The organism is Aeromonas sp. 602200 (genome assembly GCF_049173895.1).
GTDB classification, from domain to species: domain Bacteria; phylum Pseudomonadota; class Gammaproteobacteria; order Enterobacterales; family Aeromonadaceae; genus Aeromonas; species Aeromonas veronii_A.
This window is the reverse complement of sequence record NZ_JAAKSL010000019.1, coordinates 16,572-37,327: the sequence shown is the minus strand read 5'-3', so window position 1 is coordinate 37,327 and position 20,756 is coordinate 16,572. Positions and strand designations below refer to the sequence as shown.

The window sequence follows — 20,756 nt, the reverse complement described above, 5'->3', positions numbered from 1 at the left end:
TCATCATGTCCACTCTCCCCTTCTGGCTGGCCGAGGCGCTCGCCGCCGAACAACCCGCACCGCCCACGCCCCTAGTCGGCAGCCACGAGGTCGATGTCTGCATCGTCGGTGGCGGCTTTACCGGGCTGTGGAGCGCCATCGCCCTTAAACAGGCCGAGCCACACTTGCGCATCCTGGTGCTGGAGAAAGATCGCTGCGGCAGCGGCGCCTCCGGGCGCAACGGCGGCTGCCTGCTCACCTGGTCGGCCAAATACCTGACCTTAAAACGCCTGTTTGGCGAGCAGCAGGCTGCCTGGCTGGTACAAAGATCCGAGCAGGCGGTACACGAGATCGCCCGCTTCTGCGAAACGCACAATATAGAGGCACAGCTGAGGGTCGAGGGCACCTGCTACACCGCCACCAGCGAGGCCCAGCGCGGCCTGATGGAGCCGGTATTGCAGGAACTCAAGCGAGCCGGTCTTAACCAGTGGCAGGCTGTTGAAGAGGGTGAACTGGCGAGCCAGAGCGGCTCCCACGTTCATCTGGAGGGGCTCTACAGCCCCCACGCGGGTTCGGTGCAACCGGCACTGCTGGTGCGCGGCCTGCTGCGGGTGGCGCGGGAACTGGGGGTCGAGGTTTATGAAGGCTCTCCCATGCGGCGCCTTGAGGCGGGTCAGCCTGCGCGGGTGCAAACGCCGCAGGGTGAGGTGCGTGCCCGCAAGGTGGTGCTGGCCCTCAACAGCGCCATGGTGCAGCACTTTCGCGAGTTTCGCCGCAGTATAGTGCTGGTCTCCTCCGATATGGTGATCACAGACCCCGCGCCGGATGCACTGGCCGCCCAGCAGCTTGAGCACGGCCGCTCCGTGGTGGATGGCCGCACCTTTGTCCATTACTACCGCTCCACCCCGCAAGGGCGGCTGATGCTGGGCAAGGGGGGCAACACCTTCGCCTTTGCCAACCGTCATCTGGCCGAGTTTGATGCGCCGAGCCGTTATCTTGCTCCCCTCACCCGCACCCTGCGCCGCTTCTTTCCGGCGCTCAAAGAGGTGCCCATCGCCGCCAGCTGGTGCGGCGCCTCCGACCGCTCGGTAGATGGCCTCCCCTTCTTTGGTAACTGGCGAGGGCAGCCCAATATCGTCTATGGTCTCGGCTACTCCGGCAACGGGGTGGCGCAGAGCTGGATGGGCGGACAGATCCTGGCGGCCCTGGTGAGAGACGAGATGCGAGAGGAGGACAAGCCGTGGCGCGAATGCGCCCTGGTCAGCGGCCCGCGTGGCTATTTTCCGCCCGAGCCATTTCGCTGGCTGGGCGCCATGGCGGTGCGCAATGCCATCCGGCGCAAAGAGCGGGCGGAAGATGAGAACCGCCCGGTGGCCTGGTATGACAAACAGCTTGCCAAACTTGCCGATGCGGCGGGCAAGGCGGATAAATAGCCCGGCGATAGAGAGCAACAATTTCCCATACTGTTCGCCCCACACCCTATTTCTTGAAAATGCCGACCCGAGGGTCGGCATTTTTACAGGTGAAATCTGAGGGGGCATTATCGCCAAGCGTGATCAGCTGATGGTCCCAGCGGCGGCAGGATTGATATAGCGTGAGTTGTAGATTGGCGCAGAGCGTAGCGAAGCCCAACAGGCGAGCATGATTATGCCAATCAGAACGGGATAAACAAGGATGTGGCTGAACCATAAAACAGATTTACAGACATATTTCACGGTAAACGTTGGGCTTCACTTCGTTCAGCACCAACCTACCCTTTTTAGCCCAACATACGAGATGGTCGCCAGCGGCAAACCGGAGCAGATCGCCGATACCAACGTCACCCGCACCGTCTTTCGCGGGCAGACGGTCTTTAGCCAATAGGCTCAAGGCGCAATGGCGAGTGTGAGGATCGCGTCAGCGGCGCTCTGAGCGAATGCCGCAAGCACAGCGCCTTGTAAAAGCAACATGCCGACCTTTTGGTCGGCATTTTTACTTCGGGAAGTGATAGCGAGCCCTGATGGCAAGGAGCGCGGTGCAAGGGTCAATAGCGGGAGCCAACCCGCGTTCGGCTTGGTACTTTGCCTCAAATCGGAGGGGCATTGGCAACCAGTATGGCCAACTGACTTTCCCGAGCGGCGGCAGGATTGATTCACCAGCGCAACAGCATTAGCCAACTTGGTTGCAACAGCGTAACAATCTTGGCCTGTTGGATTCTGCCTGTAGACAAAGGCTGTGGCATACTCCCCCCCCCCCGATCGTCCGAATACGCTTCGCTATTCGAAACTATGGAATCTCTCATTCCCACCAGAATTAAACATTAATAAAAAATGCATCAATAAAATGTGAATTCAAACACATGCGAAATACATGAAGCCTCTTGTCTAAAACATCTAAAAAAGTGCATTATTAATTAAATCAACACAAGGATGAGAGATGTTTTATATGTCACAACATATTATTGAAAGTTATGCAAGAGAAATTGGAATACCATATTTATTGCACTTCACCCGAGCAGTTAACCTTCCATCAATAATGAAGCATGGTATTTATCCTGTTAGTCGCGCACATGAGGTGGGCGCAGTTCCGGCTATCAATGATAACTATCGATTAGATGGTCATAGTGACAGCACTTCTCTATCTATTGGATTTCCAAATTGTCAGATGCTGTACAAGTATCGAAAGTTAGACGCTACTGTTGATTGGGTTATTCTAGTTCTTCACCCTTCAATTCTCTGGAAAAAAAATTGTGCCTTCTGTTGCCATAATGCTGCCGATGGACGTATTAGTTCTCAGCCCCTTACCAACCTTATGACTCCTCAAGCATTTTCAGGTATGTATCAGGAGCTGACAGATATCCCTTCTCGGGAGGAACAGAAGCTAAAAACCTATGACCCATCGGACGTACAGGCTGAAGTGCTGGTATTTGATGTCATTGAGCCGCATTATATAGCTAGTGTAGTTTTCGAGAAAGCAGCAGCACGAGATGCATATGCAGAGTACCTCGGAGACCGGAAAATGTACCTTCATGCAAACAACAAAGGCATGTTTGCATCACGAGGATACTCTCGTAAGTATGAGTAGGCACCCCATGGCAAAAAGACCCGTATTCATTCCGACTACAGAAGGCCCCGTTTTAGTAAGGACAGAGTCTATTGACTTCCAATGGTTTCCTGGGATGGCTGTATCGCAGAAACAAAAGTCTATCGATTCTCTTCATGCTTCAGCCTGTAAAAGAATTGGTATCAATAGCGCACTAGAGGTGTCCAGTAAATCACGTGAAGAGCTAGGCATCGCCCTTAGCGCCTTCAACCTCACCTTTACCACTATCAAATACAACCGTACAACAAGTGTTGAGTGTGCATTTCAGGGGAGTAAGGTTTTCGAACACGGTGGTCCATTTTTAGACATTTTCGACATGACCTCACGTGAAGCAAAAAAGGACGAGAGGATTCGTTCGTCTGGTCGTCTAATTGGATTCCGTTTTTTTGGCGTTGAATGGGGTCTAGAGCCACAGACAGCTTTCTATGATTGGCTATATATTAACGCGTTGAGAAAACACCCTAGTCTGACAGAAAAACTATTGAATTACTCTGCCTTCACAGATATAGAGTTCAACCCCGAGCGTTCGATAAACTGTCAGGCCTACTCCGTTGCACTCTACATGTCGCTTCATAAACGAGGCTTACTTGAGAAGGCTATCTCTTCAAAAGAAGCTTTCCTACAGATTGTAGGAAATGCTCCTGTTTGCAACGCTCGTGAAGACGAGACTATACAGGGCTCATTACGCCTTTGAACATTTCTTTCTCACTGCTCTAAAGAATAAATTTTAGATCATCATTAGTTTTTATTTATCATACCTATGTGAAAACAAAATATATAGTATAAAAAATGCCGCCCATCGGGCGGCACTTTTATTAGAGATAACGGGCTAACAGGAATTACCAGCCGGTTACTTCGCGCAGGGCCTTGCCGATATCGGCCAGGGAGCGGACGGTTTTCACGCCAGCATCTTCCAGCGCGGCAAACTTCTCGGCGGCGGTACCCTTGCCACCGGAGATGATGGCGCCAGCGTGGCCCATCCGCTTGCCGGGAGGGGCAGTAACACCGGCGATATAGGAGACCACCGGCTTGGTGACGTGGGCCTTGATATAGGCGGCAGCGTCTTCCTCGGCGTTGCCGCCGATCTCGCCGATCATCACGATCGCTTCGGTCTGCGGGTCGTTCTGGAACATCTCCAGAATGTCGATAAAGTTGGAGCCCGGGATGGGGTCGCCACCGATACCGACGCAGGTGGACTGGCCAAAGCCCTCGTCAGTGGTCTGCTTGACCGCTTCGTAGGTCAGGGTGCCGGAGCGGGAGACGATGCCAACCTTGCCCGGCTTGTGAATGTGACCCGGCATGATGCCGATCTTGCACTCACCCGGGGTGATCACACCCGGGCAGTTGGGGCCGATCATCCGCACGCCGGTCTCTTGCAGCTTCACTTTGACGTCCAGCATATCCAGCGTCGGGATGCCTTCGGTGATGGTGACGATGAGCTTGATGCCCGCGTCGATCGCTTCCAGGATCGCGTCCTTGCAGAACGGTGCCGGCACATAGATGACGGTGGCGGTGGCGCCGGTCGCTTCGACTGCGTCACGGACGGTGTTGAACACCGGCAGGCCCAGATGAGTGGTGCCCCCCTTGCCCGGGGAGACGCCGCCGACCAGCTGGGTGCCGTAAGAGAGCGCCTGCTCGGAGTGGAAAGTACCCTGACCGCCGGTAAAGCCCTGGCAGATGACTCGGGTGTCCTTGTTGATCAGTACGCTCATCAGTTGGCCTCCGCTGCTTTGACGACTTGCTGCGCGGCATCGGTCAGACTCTTGGCCGCAATGATGTTGAGGCCGCTCTCGGCCAGCTTGATACCACCCAGCTCGGCGTTGTTGCCTTCCAGACGGACCACGACGGGCACCTTGACCCCCACTTCCTTGACCGCACCGATGATGCCTTCCGCGATCATGTCGCAGCGCACGATGCCGCCGAAGATGTTGACCAGCACCGCTTTGACGTTGCTGTCGGAGAGGATGATCTTGAACGCCTCGGTTACGCGCTCCTTGGTGGCGCCACCGCCGACGTCAAGGAAGTTGGCCGGCTTGCCGCCGTGCAGGTTGACGATGTCCATGGTGCCCATGGCCAGACCGGCGCCGTTGACCATGCAGCCGATGTTGCCATCGAGGGCCACATAGTTCAGCTCCCACTGGGCGGCGTGCGCTTCGCGGGGGTCATCTTGTGACGGGTCGTGCATTTCGCGCAGCTTGGGCTGACGATACAGGGCGTTGGCGTCGATGTTGATCTTGCCATCCAGGCAGTGCAGGTTGCCCTGCGCGGTGATCACCAGCGGGTTGATCTCCAGCAGCGCGAAATCGCAATCCAGGAACATCTGGCCCAGACCCATGAAGATCTTGGTGAACTGTTTGATCTGATCGCCGACCAGACCCAGTTTGAAGGCCAGTTCGCGGGCCTGATAAGCCTGCGGACCCACCAACGGATCGATAGCCGCCTTGTGGATCAGATGGGGGGTTTCGTGGGCGATCTTCTCGATATCCACGCCACCTTCAGTCGAGGCCATGAAGACCACGCGGCGAGAGCCACGGTCAACCACGGCGCCCAGGTAGAGCTCTTTGGCGATGTCGGTGCAAGATTCCACCAGGATCTTGGTGACCGGCTGGCCGTTGGCATCGGTCTGGTAGGTCACCAGATTTTTGCCAAGCCAGTTTTGGGCAAAAGCACGGATCTCATCCTTGCTCTTGGCCACTTTCACGCCTCCCGCTTTACCGCGGCCACCGGCGTGTACCTGGCATTTGACGACCCAGGTATTGCCGCCAATCTTGTCGGCCGCTTCGGCCGCTTCTTGTGGGGTAGCACAGGCATAACCTTCGGAGACCGGCAGGCCATACTCGGCAAACAGCTGTTTTGCCTGATATTCATGCAGATTCATAGATGCTCTATCCGTGTTGTAGGTATTTCCGTCCGGGGCTGGTGTTTCTCAATCCCCTGTGAATGGGGGCCTGGGCGGCCCCTCGTTATCTTTCAATCGCTCGGGTATTACTCAAACGTCCAGCAGCACATCCGGCTCGGGGCGCAAACCCCTTGCCCGGGTGCCACAGGCTTAGACGTCCAGCAACAGACGGGTCGGGTCTTCCAGCAGCTCCTTGACGGAGACCAGGAAGCCTACCGATTCGCGTCCGTCGATGAGACGGTGATCGTAGGAGAGCGCCAGATACATCATCGGCAGGATCTCGACCTTGCCGTCAACGGCCATCGGGCGATCCTGGATCTTGTGCATGCCCAGAATGGCGCTCTGGGGCGGGTTGATGATCGGGGTGGACATCAGGGAGCCGAACACGCCACCGTTGGTGATGGTGAAGTTGCCGCCAGTCAGTTCATCCACGGTCAGCTTGCCGTCACGGCCCTTGCCCGCCAGATCCTTGATGGCCTTCTCGATGTCCGCCAGGCTCATGTTGTCGCAGTCGCGCAGCACCGGCGTCACCAGACCACGGGGGGTAGAGACGGCGATGCTGACGTCGAAGTAGTTGTGGTAAACCACGTCATCACCATCGAGCGCCGCGTTCACTTCCGGATAGCGCTTGAGGGACTCCACCACCGCCTTCACGTAGAAGGACATAAAGCCGAGCTTGATGCCGTGCTTCTTCTCGAAGATCTCGCCGTACTGCTTGCGCAGATCCATGATGGGCTTCATGTTGACCTCGTTGAAGGTGGTCAGCATGGCGGTGGTATTTTTCGCTTCCAGCAGACGCTCGGCAATGCGCTTGCGCAGACGGGTCATCGGTACCCGCTTGTCGGTGCGACCACCCAGCGGAGTAACCTTGGCTGCCGGAGCGGCAGCGGCGACCGGTGCGGCTGCCGCAGGCTGGCTCTTGGCCTTGATGAAGGCTTCCACATCATCCTTGGTGATGCGACCGCCCTTGCCGGTGCCGGTCAGCTTGGCCACGTCGATGTCGTGCTCGCCAATCAGACGGCGCACGGAGGGGCTCAGGCCATCGGCACCATCATCGGCAACCGCTTCGGCCGGCTTCTCCTTGGTCTCTTCACCGGCCACGGCAGCCGCCTTGATGGTGGCGATCAGCTGGCGGGAGAGGACGGTTGCCCCCTCTGCCTGCAGGATGTCGCCCAGCACGCCAGCTTGCGGTGCCGGCACTTCCAGCACCACCTTGTCGGTTTCGATGTCGACCAGCACTTCATCACGGGCAACCAGATCACCCGGCTTCTTGTGCCAGGTGGCGATAGTGGCATCCGCCACTGATTCCGGCAGGTCCGGTACCTTGATCTCGATAGTCATCTAATCAGTTCCTTGTTACTTCTTGTTCAGGGCTTAGGCCAGAGTAAGGGCATCTTCCACCAAGGCTTTCTGCTGCTTGGCGTGGACAGACATGTAACCAACCGCCGGCGAGGCGGACGCCGGACGACCGGCATAACGCAGGGTGGCTCCGGTCGGCAGCACGTCATCGTAGTTGTGACGGGTGCAGTACCAGGCGCCCTGGTTTTGCGGCTCTTCCTGACACCAGACAAAATCGGTGACGTGGCTGTAATCGGCCAGAATGGCTCGCACTTCCTCTTCCGGGAAGGGGTAGAGCTGCTCAATTCGCACCAGTGCCACATCTTGCTGCTCCGCCTTGCGACGGGCTTCGAGCAGGTCGTAGTAAACCTTGCCGGAGCAGAAGACCACCCGCTTGACCGCTTTCGGATCCAGCGCGTCGATCTCGCCAATGGCGTTCTGGAAGGTGCCTTCTGCCAGATCTTCGAGCTTGCTGACCGCCAGCGGGTGGCGCAGCAGGGATTTGGGCGTCATCACGATAAGCGGACGGCGCATCGGGCGCACGACCTGACGGCGCAGCATGTGGAATACCTGAGCCGGGGTTGAGGGTACGCACACCTGCATGTTGTGCTGAGCGCACATCTGCAGATAACGCTCCAGACGGGCGGAGGAGTGCTCCGGCCCCTGCCCCTCGTAACCGTGCGGCAGCAACATGGTCAGGCCGCACATCCGGCCCCACTTCTGCTCACCAGAGGAGAGGAACTGATCCACCACTACCTGGGCACAGTTGGCGAAATCGCCGAACTGGGCTTCCCAGATGGTGAGGCCAGCCGGCTCGGCGCTGGCGTAACCATATTCAAAGGCCAGTACCGCGTTCTCGGTCAGCACAGAGTCATATACCTCGAACGGGCCTTGCTCGTCGTGCAGGTTGCACAGCGGAGTGTAGGTGCTGGCATCGGTCTGGCTGTGCAGCACGGCGTGGCGGTGGAAGAAGGTGCCACGGCCGGAATCTTCACCGGTAAAGCGGATGCGGGACCCCTTGTCCACCAGAGTGGCGTAGGCCAGGGTCTCGGCAAAGCCCCAATCCACCAGCTTCTCGCCAGCGGCCATCAGACGGCGGTCTTCATAAATTTTCTCGACCTGACGCTGCAGCACGTGGGTCGCCGGATACTGGCTCACCCGCTCGCCGAGGCTCTTGAGGTGATCCATCGGCACGGCACTCTCATAGGCCATGTTCCAGTCGTGGCCCAGATAAGGGGTCCAGTCGACGGAGTGCAGCTCCATCGGCCGCCACTCCTTGCTCACCCGCTCGCCGCGATCCAGCGCTTCACGATACTCGTTGACCAGTTCGGTCGCCCGCTCCTGAGCGAGGCTCCCCTCGGCCACCAGCTGATCGGCGTAGATCTTGCGCGGGGTCGGGTGCTGCTTGATCTTCTGGTACATCAGCGGCTGAGTCGCGCTCGGCTCGTCCGCTTCGTTGTGACCGTGACGACGGTAGCAGACCAGTTCGATCACCACGTCGCGTTTGAAGGTATTGCGGTAATCCAGTGCAATCTGGGTCACCAGCACCACGGCTTCCGGATCATCCCCGTTGACGTGCAGCACCGGCGCCTGCACCGCCTTGGCGATGTCGGTGCAATATTCGGTGGAACGCAGGTCACGGATATAGGAGGTGGTGAAACCAACCTGGTTGTTGATGACGATGCGCACCGTCCCGCCGACGCCATAGGCACGGGTCTGGGACATGTTGAAGGTCTCGGCCACCACGCCCTGACCGGCCATGGCCGAGTCACCGTGAATGGTGATGGGCAACACGCTGGAGCCATCCTTGTCACCGCGACGATCCATCCGGGCACGGACCGAGCCGATGACCACAGGGTTGACGATCTCGAGGTGAGAGGGGTTGAACGCCAGCGCCAGGTGGACGTTGCCACCCGGGGTCGCGAAGTCGGAGGAGAAGCCCATATGGTACTTCACATCACCGGTGCCCCAGGATTCGCCATGCTTGCCGGCAAACTCGTCGAACAGGTCCTGCGCACGTTTACCGAGCACGTTGATCAGCACGTTGAGACGACCGCGGTGTGCCATACCGATAACGGCCTCTTTGCAGCCCTGCTCACCGGCGCGACGGATCAGCTCCTTGAGCATGGGGATCATGGCGTCGCCACCTTCCAGCGAGAAGCGCTTGGCTCCCGGGAACTTGGCACCCAGATATTTCTCCAGCCCTTCGGCGGCGGTCAGGCTCTCGAGGAAACGGGTCTTCTCTTCGAGGGTGTAGCTCCCCTTCCCTTCAATGGATTCGAGACGCTGTTGCAGCCAGCGCTTCTCTTCCGTGGAGGTGAGGTGCATGTAGTCGGCGCCGATGGAGCCGCAATAGGTCTTCTTCAGCGAGGCGTAGAGGTCGGAGAGCACCATGGTCTCGCGACCGATGGCGTAGGAGCCCACATTGAAGGTGGCCTCCATGTCTGCGCCCTGCAGGTTGTGGAACGCAGGATCCAGTTCGGCAACGGTTTCACGCTGCCACAGGCCCAGCGGGTCCAGATTGGCATTCTGGTGACCACGGAAACGGAAGGCGTTGATCAGCTGCAATACCCGCACCTGCTTGGCATCCACTTGCGGATCGGAGACAGGCGCGCTGTAACGGGAGGGATCCTTGGCCAGACGACGGAAATAATCGCGGACCTGGGAGTGGGGTTGTTCAACCGCATGGCCATTGACCTGGGGCAGCTCGCTAAACAGGCTGCGCCACTCGTCGGACACGGAGTCAGGATTTTCCAGGAAGGATTCGTACAAATCCTCGATATAGCTTGCATTCGCACCAGCCAGGTGAGATGACTCCAACCAGGCCTTCATCACGCCGTTATGCATTTCTATCCCTTGTACTTCTTGTTACTGCTGCGCAGCTTGTAGGGGTCAAATAGCCATCCTGCCACGGGTGGGATGGCTATCCAGAGGTCGGGCCAGCACCTGGCCGGCCCTGATACTAAACAGCCCGATTGAGCAACATCGACTTGATCTGACCAATCGCCTTGGTCGGGTTCAAGCCTTTCGGACAGACGTTCACGCAGTTCATGATGCCATGGCAGCGGAACACGCTGAATGCGTCGTCCAGATTCCCCAGTCGTTCGGTGGTCGCGGTGTCGCGGCTGTCAGCCAGCCAGCGGTAGGCGGCGAGCAGCCCGGCCGGACCGATGAACTTGTCGGGATTCCACCAGAAGGAGGGGCACGAAGTGGAGCAGCAGGCACAGAGAATGCACTCGTACAGGCCGTCAAGCTTGGCGCGCTCTTCGGGGGATTGCAGGTGCTCACGCACCGGCGGCAACTTGTCATCGTTGATGAGGAAGGGTTTGACCTTCTCCCACTGGGTGTAGAACTGGGTCATGTCGATCACCAGATCACGGATCACCGGCAGGCCGGGCAAGGGGCGGATAACGACGTTATTGCCCTTCTTCAGCAGGTCGGAGAGCGGGGTGATACAGGCAAGACCGTTCTTGCCATTCATGTTGAGACCGTCTGATCCACAGACCCCTTCGCGGCAAGAGCGGCGGAAGGCGAGCGTGGGATCCAGCTCTTTCAACTGGATCAGTGCATCGAGCACCATCATGTCGGAACCTTCAGGAATATCAAGATGATAATCCTTCATATGGGGGACGTTATCAACATCCGGATTGTATCTGTAGACAGAGAATGTGACGTTCATAGGGCTGGCTCCGCAATCAGTAAGTCCGAACCTTGGGCGGGAACGCCTCACGGGTCTTGGGTGACATGTTGACAGCACGACGGGTCATGGACTCGGTGTCCGGATGATAGAGGCTGTGGCACAGCCAGTTCTCATCGTCGCGATCCGGGAAGTCGAAGCGGCAGTGAGCACCGCGACTCTCGGTACGGAAGTTGGCGGCAACCGCCGTGGCAAACGCCGTCTCCATCAGGTTGTCCAGCTCCAGGCACTCGATGCGCTGGGTGTTGAACTCTTTGGAGGTGTCATCCAGACGGGCTGACTTGAGGCGCTCGCGGATAACTTTGAGCTCGGCCAGCCCCTCTGCCATCGCAGCCCCTTCGCGGAACACGGAGAAGTTGTTCTGCATGCAGCGCTGCAGGTCTTTGCGGATCTGCACCGGGTCTTCCCCGTCACGGCAATTTTCCCAGCGGTTGAAGCGGGCCAGTGCGGCATCCAGATCCGACTCAGAGGCATCGCGACCATGTTCCATCTCGCCCAGAGTGTTGACCAGATGCATGCCGGCCGCGCGGCCGAACACCACCAGATCCAGCAGGGAGTTGCCACCCAGACGGTTGGCGCCGTGCACCGAGACGCAGGCAATCTCGCCCACCGCAAACAGACCGACCACCGGCACATCGTTGCCGTTCTTGTCCTGGGTCAGGCACTGGCCATTCACGTTGGTCGGCACGCCACCCATCATGTAGTGGCAGGTCGGGATGATCGGGATCGGCTCTTTGACCGGATCCACGTGGGCGAAGGTGCGAGAGAGCTCGCAGATCCCCGGCAGACGGGATTCCAGCACCTCTTTGCCGAGGTGATCCAGCTTGAGCTTGATGTGCGGGCCCCAGGGACCGTCGCAGCCACGGCCTTCACGGATCTCGATCATGATGGAGCGGGCCACCACGTCGCGGCCGGCCAAGTCCTTGGCGTTCGGGGCGTAACGCTCCATGAAGCGCTCGCCATCTTTATTGAGCAGATAGCCGCCTTCACCACGGCAGCCTTCGGTTACCAGCACCCCTGCCCCGGCGATGCCGGTCGGGTGGAACTGCCACATTTCCATATCCTGCACGCCGACGCCAGCACGCAGCGCCATACCGACACCGTCACCTGTGTTGATGTGGGCGTTGGTGGTGGACTGGTAGATACGACCGGCGCCGCCAGTGGCCAGCACGGTGGCCTTGGCCTTGAAGTAGACCACTTCACCGCTCTCCATATCGATGGCAGTACAACCCACCACATGGCCATCCTGGTTTTTCACCAGATCCAGCGCATACCACTCGGAGAAGACGGTGGTCTTGTTCTTGACGTTCTGTTGGTAAAGGGTGTGCAGCAGGGCGTGACCGGTACGGTCGGCGGCCGCTGCGGTACGAGCAGCCTGCTCGCCACCGAAATTCTTGGACTGACCACCAAACGGACGCTGGTAGACAGACCCGTTATCGAAACGGGAGAAGGGCAAGCCCATGTTCTCCAGCTCATAGATGGCTTCGGGGCCGGTCTTGCACATGTACTCAATGGCTTCCTGATCACCGATGTAATCGGAACCTTTTACCGTGTCATACATATGCCACTGCCAGTTGTCATCGTGGGCATTGCCCAGCGCAACCGTGATACCGCCTTGGGCGGAAACAGTGTGAGAACGGGTTGGAAAAACCTTGGACAACAGAGCGCAGCTCTTGCCGGACTGGGCAATCTGCAACGCGGCGCGCATACCGGCACCACCGGCACCAATCACCACAGCATCAAATTCACGAGTTGGAATAGTCACCTTACACACCCCACAGCACGACGAAACCCGTCATCAGATAGACAAACAGCACCACGACCAGAGCAAATTGCAGCGCCCCGCGCAGCCCTACCGGCTTGATATAGTCGGTCAACACCTGCCACAGACCGATCCAGGCATGGATCAGTACGCAGAGCAGGGCCAACAGGGTGAATACCTTGGTGAAGGTATTGGCGAAGAAACCTGTCCACACCTCGTAGGTGATGTCGTTGAACGCGACAAAACTCACCAGATAGAGGACATAGCAGGTCATGATGAGGGCGGTGGCGCGGATCAGGATGTAATCGTGAACGCCGCTGCGCCCAAAAGTTGCAGAATTGGTTACCATACAAGCACTCCCGCTAATACAGCCAGGATCGCGGTGATCACGAAGGCCACACGGGCACTCTGATTACCGGATTCCAGCTCTTCCCAATAGCCCATGTCCATGACCAGATGACGCAAACCGCCCACAATGTGGTAAGCCAGCGCAGTCAGGATCCCCCACAATACGAATTTGACCAGGAAGTTGTCCATGATGGACACCACGGTCTCAAATCCTTCGGGAGAGGCGAGTGAAGTGCCAAGCATCCACAGCAAGATGCCCAGTGCAACAAAGGTAATAACCCCTGAAACACGGTGCAGGATGGAGGCGATGGCAGTGACAGGAAAGCTGATCGTTTGTAGGTCGAGGTTGACCGGTCTCTGTTTGTTTTTCACGCTTGCCCACTCAGCTCTATTGAGCACGTTAATTATTGTTTTAACTCACACTTGAGGGCACGGGATGGTGATTGTTGGCTATTTATTACCAAAACACTCTGAAAAAGCCAAAACGCGAATTTTTGGTTTCACATCAGGCTTTGCCAAAGCGTTTCAAACACCAGCAGCCATGACCCACGTGGCGCAGTATATCGACGGCCTTAACCGAAGACAATCAAACAGCTACAAAGAAAACACAAAACCGCAAACTTGATCGCATATTTAATTTAACATTCCGTTAATGCCTTTAATGCCGCCCCAGCAAAATTGACATTGATAGGGAACTCTGTTTCAAATAGGGCGCTCCAGCCACCTCGGTATGGGTAACAACCTTTGCCAGCGTCATAAAAGTCGTAATAGAGTAGGACTGGAACCAAATTATAAAGAGCAAAGGAGACGTGCTATGGCTGATAAGATAGCCACCCTACACCTGCCCGGGAAAGATCCGGTTGAACTGCCGATCCTCTCTGGAACCGTTGGACCGGATGTTGTCGATGTTAGAAAGCTGGGTGGGCAAGGGTATTTCACCTTTGACCCGGGCTTTATGGCGACCGGTTCTTGCAAATCTGCCATCACCTACATTGACGGGGATCAGGGTGTCTTGCTGCACCGTGGCTACCCCATCGCCCAGTTGGCCAAAGAGTCCAACTACCTCGAAGTCTGCTATATCCTGCTGTACGGCGAGGCGCCCACCAAGGCACAGTTTGCCGATTTCCAGCGTACCGTGACCCGCCATACCATGGTGCACGAGCAGATTGCCTTCTTCTTCCGCGGCTTCCGTCGTGACTCCCACCCCATGGCCATCATGTGTGGTGTGGTGGGCGCACTCTCTGCCTTCTATCACGACGCCCTGGACATCAACAACGAACAGCACCGCGAGATCTGCGCCTTCCGCCTCATCTCCAAGATGCCGACCCTGGCGGCCATGTGTTACAAGTACTCCATCGGCCAGCCGTTCATGCATCCGCGCAACGCCCTCTCCTATGCAGGCAACTTCCTGCATATGATGTTTGCGGTACCGACCGAGGAGTACAAGGTCAATCCGGTGGTCGAACGCGCCATGGACCGCATCTTCACCCTCCATGCGGATCACGAGCAGAATGCCTCTACCTCAACCGTCCGTCTGGCTGGCTCCTCCGGTGCCAACCCGTTTGCCTGTATCGCCGCAGGTATCGCCTCCCTGTGGGGTCCGGCCCATGGTGGTGCCAACGAAGCCTGCCTGCGCATGCTGGAGGAAGTAGGCTCGGTGGATCGCATCCCCGAGTACATCGCCAAGGCCAAGGACAAGAACGATCCGTTCCGTCTGATGGGCTTCGGTCACCGTGTCTACAAGAACCATGACCCTCGTGCCACCGTGATGCGCGAAACCTGCCACGAAGTACTGACCGAGCTGCAGATCAAGGATCCGCTGCTGGACGTGGCCATGGAGCTGGAGCGCATCGCGCTCTCCGACCCCTACTTCATCGAGAAGAAACTCTACCCGAACGTGGACTTCTACTCCGGTATCATCATGAAGGCGATCGGTATCCCGATGAACATGTTCACCGTGATCTTCGCCATCTCCCGTACCATCGGCTGGATTGCCCACTGGAACGAGTTCCACTCCGATCCGGATAGCAAGATCGGCCGCCCGCGCCAGCTCTACGTGGGCCACCCACTGCGCGAGTTCACTCCACTCGAGCAGCGCTAACCACTGCGCTGATATGGTTTGTTACAAAGGCGGTCATTGACCGCCTTTTTGTTTGCCGCTCTAATGCCCCCTTTCGCGTTAAGGAGTCCATTATGAAACCACTGTTTATCAGCGCAGCCTTGCTGCTGACCGCCTGCCAGAGCGCCCCCGCCCCGTCACAGGAAGAGACCCTCTATATCAACAGCCAGCTGGTCGATTGCGTCGGAGTTGGCCCAATGCAGTGCATGCAGGTTCGCAGTGATGAGCAGCAGCCCTGGACGCTGTTCTACCAGAATATTGAAGGCTTCCAGTTCGAGCCGGGCTACCGGTATCAGCTCACAGTCAGCAAAGAGCAGCTCACCGATGTGCCGGCCGATGCCCCCTCCCTGCGCTATCAGCTGATCAAGGTAGTGAACAAGGTCGCCAGCAAGTAACAAACACGATCAAAAAAACGGGGGATGGCTGATGCCATCCCCCGTTGGTTTATGGGTACTGCGCCTCATCAGGCACGATCAGGTCGGCGCCAGCGCCATATGCAGCAGCGGATAGGGCTTGCCCTGACCATCCAGCGGCGAACGACCCGTCACGGTGAATCCCATCTTCAGATAGAAGCCCACCGCCTGTTCGTTCTGCTCGTTGACGTCAACCTGCGTCGCGCCGCCCTGTTCGATGGCATGCGCCACCAGCAAACGCCCCACGCCACTACCGCGCGCCTCGGGAGCCACAAACAGCATCTCCAGCTTGCCCTCGTGCACTCCGCTAAAACCCGTAATGTACCCCTCTTCTGTGCGGGCACTGCGCAGTGTCACCGCATCGAAGTAGTGCTCCAGAATAAGCGGTTTAAGCGCGAGGATCTCGGCCTCGGGCAGGAAGTGGTGGGTCGCCCGAACAGAGGCCTCCCACAGGTTGATCAGGGCCGGATAATCGGCCCGGGATACCGGAACAATCGTCATGAAATAACTCGATATGATAACCAGCGGGAAGAGACATCTTCCCACTGGCAACGGTGATTAGCGCGCCTGCACCGCCTGCAGCAGCACGGACATATCAGCGCCAACGTTGCGGCTGCGGATCGCCTCGCGGATATCCGCTTCGCTATAACGGCTGCCCGGGTAAACCACCACGCAGGAAGTGTCGCCCGGTTTGAGGAAGTGGGTCTCGCCAAACGGGGTATAGCGGGTGGCGCCGATACTGATGAGCGCATGGGGAGGATGTCCCGCCTGCGCCAGCAGCCCCTGAATGTGCTCCGCCGGCCCCTCATCCTGCTGATGGTTGAACTTGTCGATGGCCCAGTCGAGCAGCTTGCCGTGGAAGTAGCTGTAGTCGATGGCGGCGCTGTCTACCCCGTAGGCGTGCAGCTCGCCATCGCGCTCCAGATAGCAGGCGATACGATAGTCATCGAGCTCGCAACCGGCGGCAAAACCGGAAAGCGGCAGCAGCTTGTCCGCCAGCCCCTTGCTCTCTTCGCCCCAGTTCTTCTTCTCGCTGATCTTCTTGGCGTTGGGACGACGGATGGAGCAGTCGTTATAGGCGCCAAAGGCGCGGGGATGGATCGCCACCACCTGCTTGTCGGCATACTCCAGCTCGCACCAGAGGGCTACTTCCGGCTCGATCTGCACCTTCTCGTCACCACTGACCGCCGCTTCCGGCAGGAAGATCGCCTTGTCGCTCAACGGGAATACCCCGAGCTGACCCGGATGGCCCGGCACGAAGAAGGGGAACAGCGCCTTGGGCGCCGTGGTATCGCGCACCACGACCGCTACGAAGTCGGACGCTTCACCCGCCTGCTCCAGATGACCGGCGAAATTGCCCGCGACCCCGAGTCCGATAAACTTGCTCTCTGCTGCTATTTGCATCTTGCTCACCTGCATCTTGCCAACGCAAGGTAGCAGGCTCGTCGCCTACTACCGCTAAAGTGGCAAGATTAAACCACAAGGACCCCGCCTTCGCCCAGTCCGGCCCTGTCGTGATGTGCGCCAGTCCGCTTTTTTAGGGACGAGAAGGCTGTGGTGAACCAGCCATTGCGCACTCATTCAGCTACGCGGTGACCGCGCTGGAAACAGTGCGTTTCCGGCATCTCCCCTCTTTCTCCTTGGGACTCAACTTCATCTTTGTTAGGCTGCCGGCATGCAAAACAACTGTGCGCTTGAATGCGCCACTGCTCATCACGGCAACCCCATTGGAGAGAAAACGGATGATCGACAAACTCGCCTGGCTCACCTTTAAAGATCAGCAGCTGCTCTGCGCCCGCTCCCACGGCAAGGACATCTATTACATCCCAGGCGGCAAGCGGGAACCGGGCGAGAGCGACGAGGCGGCGCTGATCCGCGAGATTGAAGAGGAGCTGGCTGTCACCCTGCAGCCCGATACCCTGCGCTTTGCCTGCGAGTTCAGCGCCCAGGCCGATGGCAAACCGGCAGGAGTCGAGGTGCGACTGCGCTGCTACACCGGCGAAACAAGCGGCACCCCGATCGCCTCGGCAGAAATTGCCGAGCTGCGCTGGCTCGACAGCTCTCACCTCGATGAGCTCTCCCCCGTCTCCCGCCTGCTGTTTGTCTGGCTGGTTGAGCAGGGGCTGATCCGCTGACAAGCCGTACTCGCGGCGAGCATAAGTACCTACCTCATATGAACCAACGGTGGCAATCAGCCACATAACAGCGCAATGACAAGGATGTCAGATGAACATTGTGGAAGTTAAGAGCGCAGCAACCTATCAAAGTGCGCTCATCACCCTGCTGCAAGATTGTGTCGATAGCGGCGCCTCGGTCGGTTTTTTACCGCCGCTGACCACGGAGGAATCTACCCGCTACTGGCAAGGAGTTGAAGCGGATCTGGCGGCAGGTCACCGAAAGCTGTGGCTTGCGCTTGAGCAACAACAGCTCGTGGGAGCGATTCAGCTCGCGCTCTGTGGCAAGGCCAACGGTCGCCACCGGGCCGAGGTGGAAAAACTGATGGTACTGCAAACGGCGAGAGGCAAAGGTGTCGGTCATGCGCTGATGCAGGCAATGGAACAAGGCGCCCATGCCGCGGGCCGTTCGCTGCTGGTGCTCGATACTCGCGCCGGTGATGTGGCCTCCCACCTCTATCGTCAACTCGGCTATCTGGAGGCGGGCCAGATCCCGATCTTTGCGCGCAACGCAGATGGCACTCTTGCTGCGACCGTCATCTTCTACAAACCGCTCTGACCATCCCCTATCTCTTATCCACATACAGCAGGGCCGCACCAAGCGGCCTTGCTTGTTGCCCGCGTGACTGTTTGTTGCAGCAATATGGCTTGCGACGGATTGCCACGATACGGCCAGTGCTCCTGTATGCCTCAACACCGCCAATCGCCGCCCCAAAATACAGCCAAACAAATAGAAAGATTAATTAATGATTAAAACGCCCCCCTTTTCTTCTTCATCTATTGCCTCATCAGGCGTATCGTAAGAGACCCATTTGATAATCAATTTTATGTTATTCACTGCCTTGAGGAATAATGGATGCCCACTTTGCCCCGTACAGTTACCTCCCCCAAAAAGTTCATCATCGGTCAACACCTTCTCCCGCAACTCCATGAGCACGTTAAAGATTTTGGTGACTATGCGTTGCTCATCAGCGATGAGTTCATTCTGGAGCGGGTACGGGAAGAAGCTTTGGCGGGGCTCCTGCAGGCAGGTCTCAGGGGAGTGGTCGACAAGTTTCGCTACGAATGCACCGAACAGGAGATCCACCGCCTGACCCACCTTGCAGAGCAATATGGTGCGAACGTAATTGTCGGGATCGGCGGCGGCAAGACGCTGGATGTCGCCAAGGCCGTGGCCTTCTATCTGCGCCGTCCGGTTGTGCTGTTCCCGACGATTGCCTCCACGGATGCCCCCTGCACGGCACTGGCGGTGATCTACAACCAGGCGGGTGAATTTGAACGCTATCTGTTCCTGCCGCAAAATCCGGACGTGGTGCTGGCTGACACGGCCATCATTGCCGCCGCCCCTCCCCGCTTCTTTTCCGCAGGCGTTGGCGATGCCCTGGCCACCTATTTCGAGGCGCGCGCCTGCTATCGGGCGGACGGGCTCAATCTGGTCGGCAAGCGCCCTTCACGCACAGGCCTTGGTCTGGCAAAGCTCTGTTACGAGCTGCTTGGTGAAAACATCGAGCTGGCCATGGATGCAATACGCCACCATGTCTCGACTCCGGCGCTGGAGCAGGTTATCGAGGCCACCATCTACCTCAGCGGGGTCGGCGCAGAAGCCGGTGGACTGGCCGCCGCTCATGCCGTCAACAACGGCATGTCACTGATCCCGGAGCTCCATCGCGCCCAACATGGCGAGAAGGTGGTCTTCGGCCTGCTGACCCAACTTGTGCTTGAGCGCGCCCCGCAACATGAACTTGATGAGGTGTTTCGCATCATCGACTGTGCAGGTCTGCCCATGACGCTGCAAGAGTTGGGGCTCACCCACTTTGATGAAAGCGAGTGGCGCAAGGTGGCGCAGCTGGCCTGCGATCCCCTCGATACCATGGGCAACATGCCGATGACCGTGAGTGAACAGGATGTCTACGCCGCCATGGTGGCAGCTAATGCTATGGCTGAGCGTTATCGCCTCCGCCATCCCCGCACCTGATTGCTTACCGCACTAAACAGGCAAACAGTCAAAAGGCTTGCCCATTGGCAAGCCTTTTTTATCTGCAGCCCATCGCTTGTCTAGATAGACGAAAGCCTGCGCAGTATCAGGGCAGTTTCACCGCTCGCACTGCAACCTCTGGCAGGGCGAAGGCATCTTGCGCGGCGATGAGTTGCAGCTCGTAAGCCTGCTGGCGCCAGGTCTCCTGCAGCACCGCATCCACCGAGGCGTTGGTGCGCTCGAACGCGCTGACCGCATCGTGACCGGCCAGCAAATTGGCCAGCATCAGGGCGCTGATAAGATCGCCCACCCCCACCGGCTGGCGGGCAAAGTCATAGAGCGGACGGGCAATCAGATAATCCCCTTGCGGCGTTGCCAGCAGCATCTCGAAGCGGCTGGAGTCCTGCGCCGCACGACCGAGATGCTTGACCAGCACCAGCTTGACGCCGCGGGCCAGCAGCTGATGGGCAGCCGCGCGGGTCTGATCCAGATCAGCCAGATGGGTATCGCAGAGGGTCTCCAGCTCCAGCAGGTTGGGGGCCATCATGTCGGCCACCGGCAGCGCCTGCTCGGTCAGGAAACGGGTGACGCCGGGGGCAACGATGCACCCCTTCTCCGGGTGACCCATCACAGGGTCGCAGAAGTAGATGGCATCGGGGTTGGCCGCCTTGACGGCGTTGACCACGGTCAGGATCTCGTCCCCCTGCTCGGCGGAGCCAAGGTAGCCGCTCAGCACGGCGTCACACTGGCTCAACACCTCGATATTGCCCAATCCTTTCACCAGCGCACTGATATGACCCGCCGGCATCGCCATTCCCTGCCACCCCTGGGCATATTGGGTGTGGTTGGAAAACTGCACCGTGTTGATGGGCCATACATCCATACCGAGGCGGCGCATGGGGAAGACGGCCGCGCTGTTGCCGGCACAACCAAAGACCACGTGGGACTGAATAGAGAGAACGGATTTCATC

21 protein-coding genes are annotated in these 20,756 nt (G+C 58.2%); 10 read left to right on the top strand and 11 right to left on the bottom strand.

Features of this window, described 5'->3' with window-relative positions; translation table 11 throughout:
- The first annotated feature begins 5 nt into the window (after positions 1–5).
- From G5221_RS18725 to G5221_RS18710, 4 genes are all read left to right on the top strand, one after another.
- The gene (locus G5221_RS18725) at positions 6–1,412 is read left to right on the top strand and encodes an FAD-dependent oxidoreductase (RefSeq protein WP_421263687.1); all 1,407 of its coding nucleotides are present in this window, start codon (positions 6–8) and stop codon (positions 1,410–1,412) included.
- A gap of 241 nt (positions 1,413–1,653) precedes the next feature.
- On the top strand, positions 1,654–1,842 hold the full coding sequence (locus G5221_RS18720) for a hypothetical protein (protein ID WP_421263686.1): 189 nt from the start codon (positions 1,654–1,656) through the stop codon (positions 1,840–1,842).
- Positions 1,843–2,394: 552 nt separating this feature from the next.
- Positions 2,395–3,042 (top strand): DarT ssDNA thymidine ADP-ribosyltransferase family protein, encoded by a 648-nt coding sequence (locus G5221_RS18715; RefSeq protein ID WP_421263685.1) that lies wholly within the window; start codon positions 2,395–2,397, stop codon positions 3,040–3,042.
- A 7-nt stretch (positions 3,043–3,049) separates the two neighbouring features.
- Positions 3,050–3,754 carry a DarT1-associated NADAR antitoxin family protein gene (locus G5221_RS18710; protein WP_421263684.1) on the top strand — a complete coding sequence of 235 codons (705 nt, stop codon included), beginning with the start codon at positions 3,050–3,052 and terminating at the stop codon, positions 3,752–3,754.
- Between the two features lie 145 nt (positions 3,755–3,899).
- On the opposite strand, the gene sucD is transcribed toward G5221_RS18710, so the two are convergent.
- The 8 genes from sucD to sdhC all read right to left on the bottom strand — a co-directional run bounded on the left by sucD (position 3,900) and on the right by sdhC (position 13,476).
- Positions 3,900–4,772, bottom strand: a complete 873-nt coding sequence (sucD, locus tag G5221_RS18705; RefSeq protein ID WP_005346088.1) for a succinate--CoA ligase subunit alpha — start codon at positions 4,770–4,772, stop codon at positions 3,900–3,902.
- On the bottom strand, positions 4,772–5,938 hold the full coding sequence (sucC, locus tag G5221_RS18700; protein ID WP_005361097.1) for an ADP-forming succinate--CoA ligase subunit beta: 1,167 nt from the start codon (positions 5,936–5,938) through the stop codon (positions 4,772–4,774). Before sucC ends, sucD begins: the two co-directional genes overlap by 1 nt.
- Positions 5,939–6,109: 171 nt before the next feature.
- Entirely contained in the window at positions 6,110–7,300 is a 1,191-nt protein-coding gene (odhB, locus tag G5221_RS18695) for a 2-oxoglutarate dehydrogenase complex dihydrolipoyllysine-residue succinyltransferase (protein WP_421263683.1), read from the bottom strand.
- Between the two features lie 33 nt (positions 7,301–7,333).
- Complete coding sequence (sucA, locus tag G5221_RS18690) at positions 7,334–10,144, bottom strand: 2-oxoglutarate dehydrogenase E1 component (protein WP_421263682.1); 2,811 nt, start codon at positions 10,142–10,144, stop codon at positions 7,334–7,336.
- Positions 10,145–10,259: 115 nt separating this feature from the next.
- On the bottom strand, positions 10,260–10,976 hold the full coding sequence (locus G5221_RS18685; RefSeq protein WP_335844470.1) for a succinate dehydrogenase iron-sulfur subunit: 717 nt from the start codon (positions 10,974–10,976) through the stop codon (positions 10,260–10,262).
- A 16-nt stretch (positions 10,977–10,992) separates the two neighbouring features.
- A complete protein-coding gene (gene sdhA, locus G5221_RS18680; protein ID WP_013723668.1) occupies positions 10,993–12,759 on the bottom strand; it encodes a succinate dehydrogenase flavoprotein subunit in 1,767 nt (588 codons plus the stop codon).
- A gap of 1 nt (position 12,760) precedes the next feature.
- Positions 12,761–13,105, bottom strand: coding sequence for a succinate dehydrogenase, hydrophobic membrane anchor protein (gene sdhD / locus G5221_RS18675; protein WP_216953466.1), 345 nt, complete (start codon positions 13,103–13,105; stop codon positions 12,761–12,763).
- Entirely contained in the window at positions 13,099–13,476 is a 378-nt protein-coding gene (gene sdhC / locus G5221_RS18670; protein WP_005346101.1) for a succinate dehydrogenase cytochrome b556 subunit, read from the bottom strand. Before sdhC ends, sdhD begins: the two co-directional genes overlap by 7 nt.
- Before the next feature lie 64 nt (positions 13,477–13,540).
- On the opposite strand from sdhC, the gene G5221_RS18665 reads away from it, so the two are divergent.
- From G5221_RS18665 to G5221_RS18655, 3 genes are all read left to right on the top strand, one after another.
- Positions 13,541–13,729 carry a hypothetical protein gene (locus G5221_RS18665; protein ID WP_216953465.1) on the top strand — a complete coding sequence of 63 codons (189 nt, stop codon included), beginning with the start codon at positions 13,541–13,543 and terminating at the stop codon, positions 13,727–13,729.
- Between the two features lie 189 nt (positions 13,730–13,918).
- Entirely contained in the window at positions 13,919–15,205 is a 1,287-nt protein-coding gene (locus G5221_RS18660) for a citrate synthase (RefSeq protein WP_421207145.1), read from the top strand.
- A 92-nt stretch (positions 15,206–15,297) separates the two neighbouring features.
- A complete protein-coding gene (locus G5221_RS18655; protein WP_127006559.1) occupies positions 15,298–15,618 on the top strand; it encodes a DUF4377 domain-containing protein in 321 nt (106 codons plus the stop codon).
- Between the two features lie 78 nt (positions 15,619–15,696).
- Here G5221_RS18655 and G5221_RS18650 read toward each other — a convergent pair whose 3' ends face one another.
- Together G5221_RS18650 and G5221_RS18645 are read right to left on the bottom strand one after the other, a co-directional pair.
- The gene (locus tag G5221_RS18650) at positions 15,697–16,137 is read right to left on the bottom strand and encodes an acetyltransferase (RefSeq protein ID WP_421263681.1); all 441 of its coding nucleotides are present in this window, start codon (positions 16,135–16,137) and stop codon (positions 15,697–15,699) included.
- Between the two features lie 57 nt (positions 16,138–16,194).
- Positions 16,195–17,040, bottom strand: coding sequence for a DUF5718 family protein (locus G5221_RS18645; protein ID WP_368191805.1), 846 nt, complete (start codon positions 17,038–17,040; stop codon positions 16,195–16,197).
- A 338-nt stretch (positions 17,041–17,378) separates the two neighbouring features.
- Here G5221_RS18645 and G5221_RS18640 point away from each other — a divergent pair, with 338 nt between their 5' ends.
- The 3 genes from G5221_RS18640 (at position 17,379) to G5221_RS18630 (ending at position 19,785) form a co-directional block, all read left to right on the top strand.
- Positions 17,379–17,771, top strand: coding sequence for an NUDIX hydrolase (locus G5221_RS18640; protein WP_201973355.1), 393 nt, complete (start codon positions 17,379–17,381; stop codon positions 17,769–17,771).
- Positions 17,772–17,862: 91 nt separating this feature from the next.
- A complete protein-coding gene (locus G5221_RS18635; protein WP_368191807.1) occupies positions 17,863–18,369 on the top strand; it encodes an N-acetyltransferase family protein in 507 nt (168 codons plus the stop codon).
- 297 nt (positions 18,370–18,666) lie between these two features.
- Complete coding sequence (locus G5221_RS18630; protein WP_421263680.1) at positions 18,667–19,785, top strand: glycerol dehydrogenase; 1,119 nt, start codon at positions 18,667–18,669, stop codon at positions 19,783–19,785.
- A gap of 106 nt (positions 19,786–19,891) precedes the next feature.
- Here G5221_RS18630 and pdxY read toward each other — a convergent pair whose 3' ends face one another.
- Positions 19,892–20,755 carry a pyridoxal kinase PdxY gene (gene pdxY, locus G5221_RS18625; protein ID WP_019446110.1) on the bottom strand — a complete coding sequence of 288 codons (864 nt, stop codon included), beginning with the start codon at positions 20,753–20,755 and terminating at the stop codon, positions 19,892–19,894.
- Position 20,756 lies beyond the last annotated feature (1 nt).

Coding starts and splice junctions, on each gene's coding strand:
- G5221_RS18725 (WP_421263687.1), top strand. CDS start 6: ATGTCCACTCTCCCCTTCTGGCTGGCCGAGGCGCTCGCCGCCGAACAA.
- G5221_RS18720 (WP_421263686.1), top strand. CDS start 1,654: ATGTGGCTGAACCATAAAACAGATTTACAGACATATTTCACGGTAAAC.
- G5221_RS18715 (WP_421263685.1), top strand. CDS start 2,395: ATGTTTTATATGTCACAACATATTATTGAAAGTTATGCAAGAGAAATT.
- G5221_RS18710 (WP_421263684.1), top strand. CDS start 3,050: ATGGCAAAAAGACCCGTATTCATTCCGACTACAGAAGGCCCCGTTTTA.
- sucD (WP_005346088.1), bottom strand. CDS start 4,772: ATGAGCGTACTGATCAACAAGGACACCCGAGTCATCTGCCAGGGCTTT.
- sucC (WP_005361097.1), bottom strand. CDS start 5,938: ATGAATCTGCATGAATATCAGGCAAAACAGCTGTTTGCCGAGTATGGC.
- odhB (WP_421263683.1), bottom strand. CDS start 7,300: ATGACTATCGAGATCAAGGTACCGGACCTGCCGGAATCAGTGGCGGAT.
- sucA (WP_421263682.1), bottom strand. CDS start 10,144: ATGCATAACGGCGTGATGAAGGCCTGGTTGGAGTCATCTCACCTGGCT.
- G5221_RS18685 (WP_335844470.1), bottom strand. CDS start 10,976: ATGAACGTCACATTCTCTGTCTACAGATACAATCCGGATGTTGATAAC.
- sdhD (WP_216953466.1), bottom strand. CDS start 13,105: ATGGTAACCAATTCTGCAACTTTTGGGCGCAGCGGCGTTCACGATTAC.
- G5221_RS18665 (WP_216953465.1), top strand. CDS start 13,541: ATGGTGATTGTTGGCTATTTATTACCAAAACACTCTGAAAAAGCCAAA.
- G5221_RS18660 (WP_421207145.1), top strand. CDS start 13,919: ATGGCTGATAAGATAGCCACCCTACACCTGCCCGGGAAAGATCCGGTT.
- G5221_RS18655 (WP_127006559.1), top strand. CDS start 15,298: ATGAAACCACTGTTTATCAGCGCAGCCTTGCTGCTGACCGCCTGCCAG.
- G5221_RS18650 (WP_421263681.1), bottom strand. CDS start 16,137: ATGACGATTGTTCCGGTATCCCGGGCCGATTATCCGGCCCTGATCAAC.
- G5221_RS18645 (WP_368191805.1), bottom strand. CDS start 17,040: ATGCAAATAGCAGCAGAGAGCAAGTTTATCGGACTCGGGGTCGCGGGC.
- G5221_RS18640 (WP_201973355.1), top strand. CDS start 17,379: ATGATCGACAAACTCGCCTGGCTCACCTTTAAAGATCAGCAGCTGCTC.
- G5221_RS18635 (WP_368191807.1), top strand. CDS start 17,863: ATGAACATTGTGGAAGTTAAGAGCGCAGCAACCTATCAAAGTGCGCTC.
- G5221_RS18630 (WP_421263680.1), top strand. CDS start 18,667: ATGCCCACTTTGCCCCGTACAGTTACCTCCCCCAAAAAGTTCATCATC.
- pdxY (WP_019446110.1), bottom strand. CDS start 20,755: ATGAAATCCGTTCTCTCTATTCAGTCCCACGTGGTCTTTGGTTGTGCC.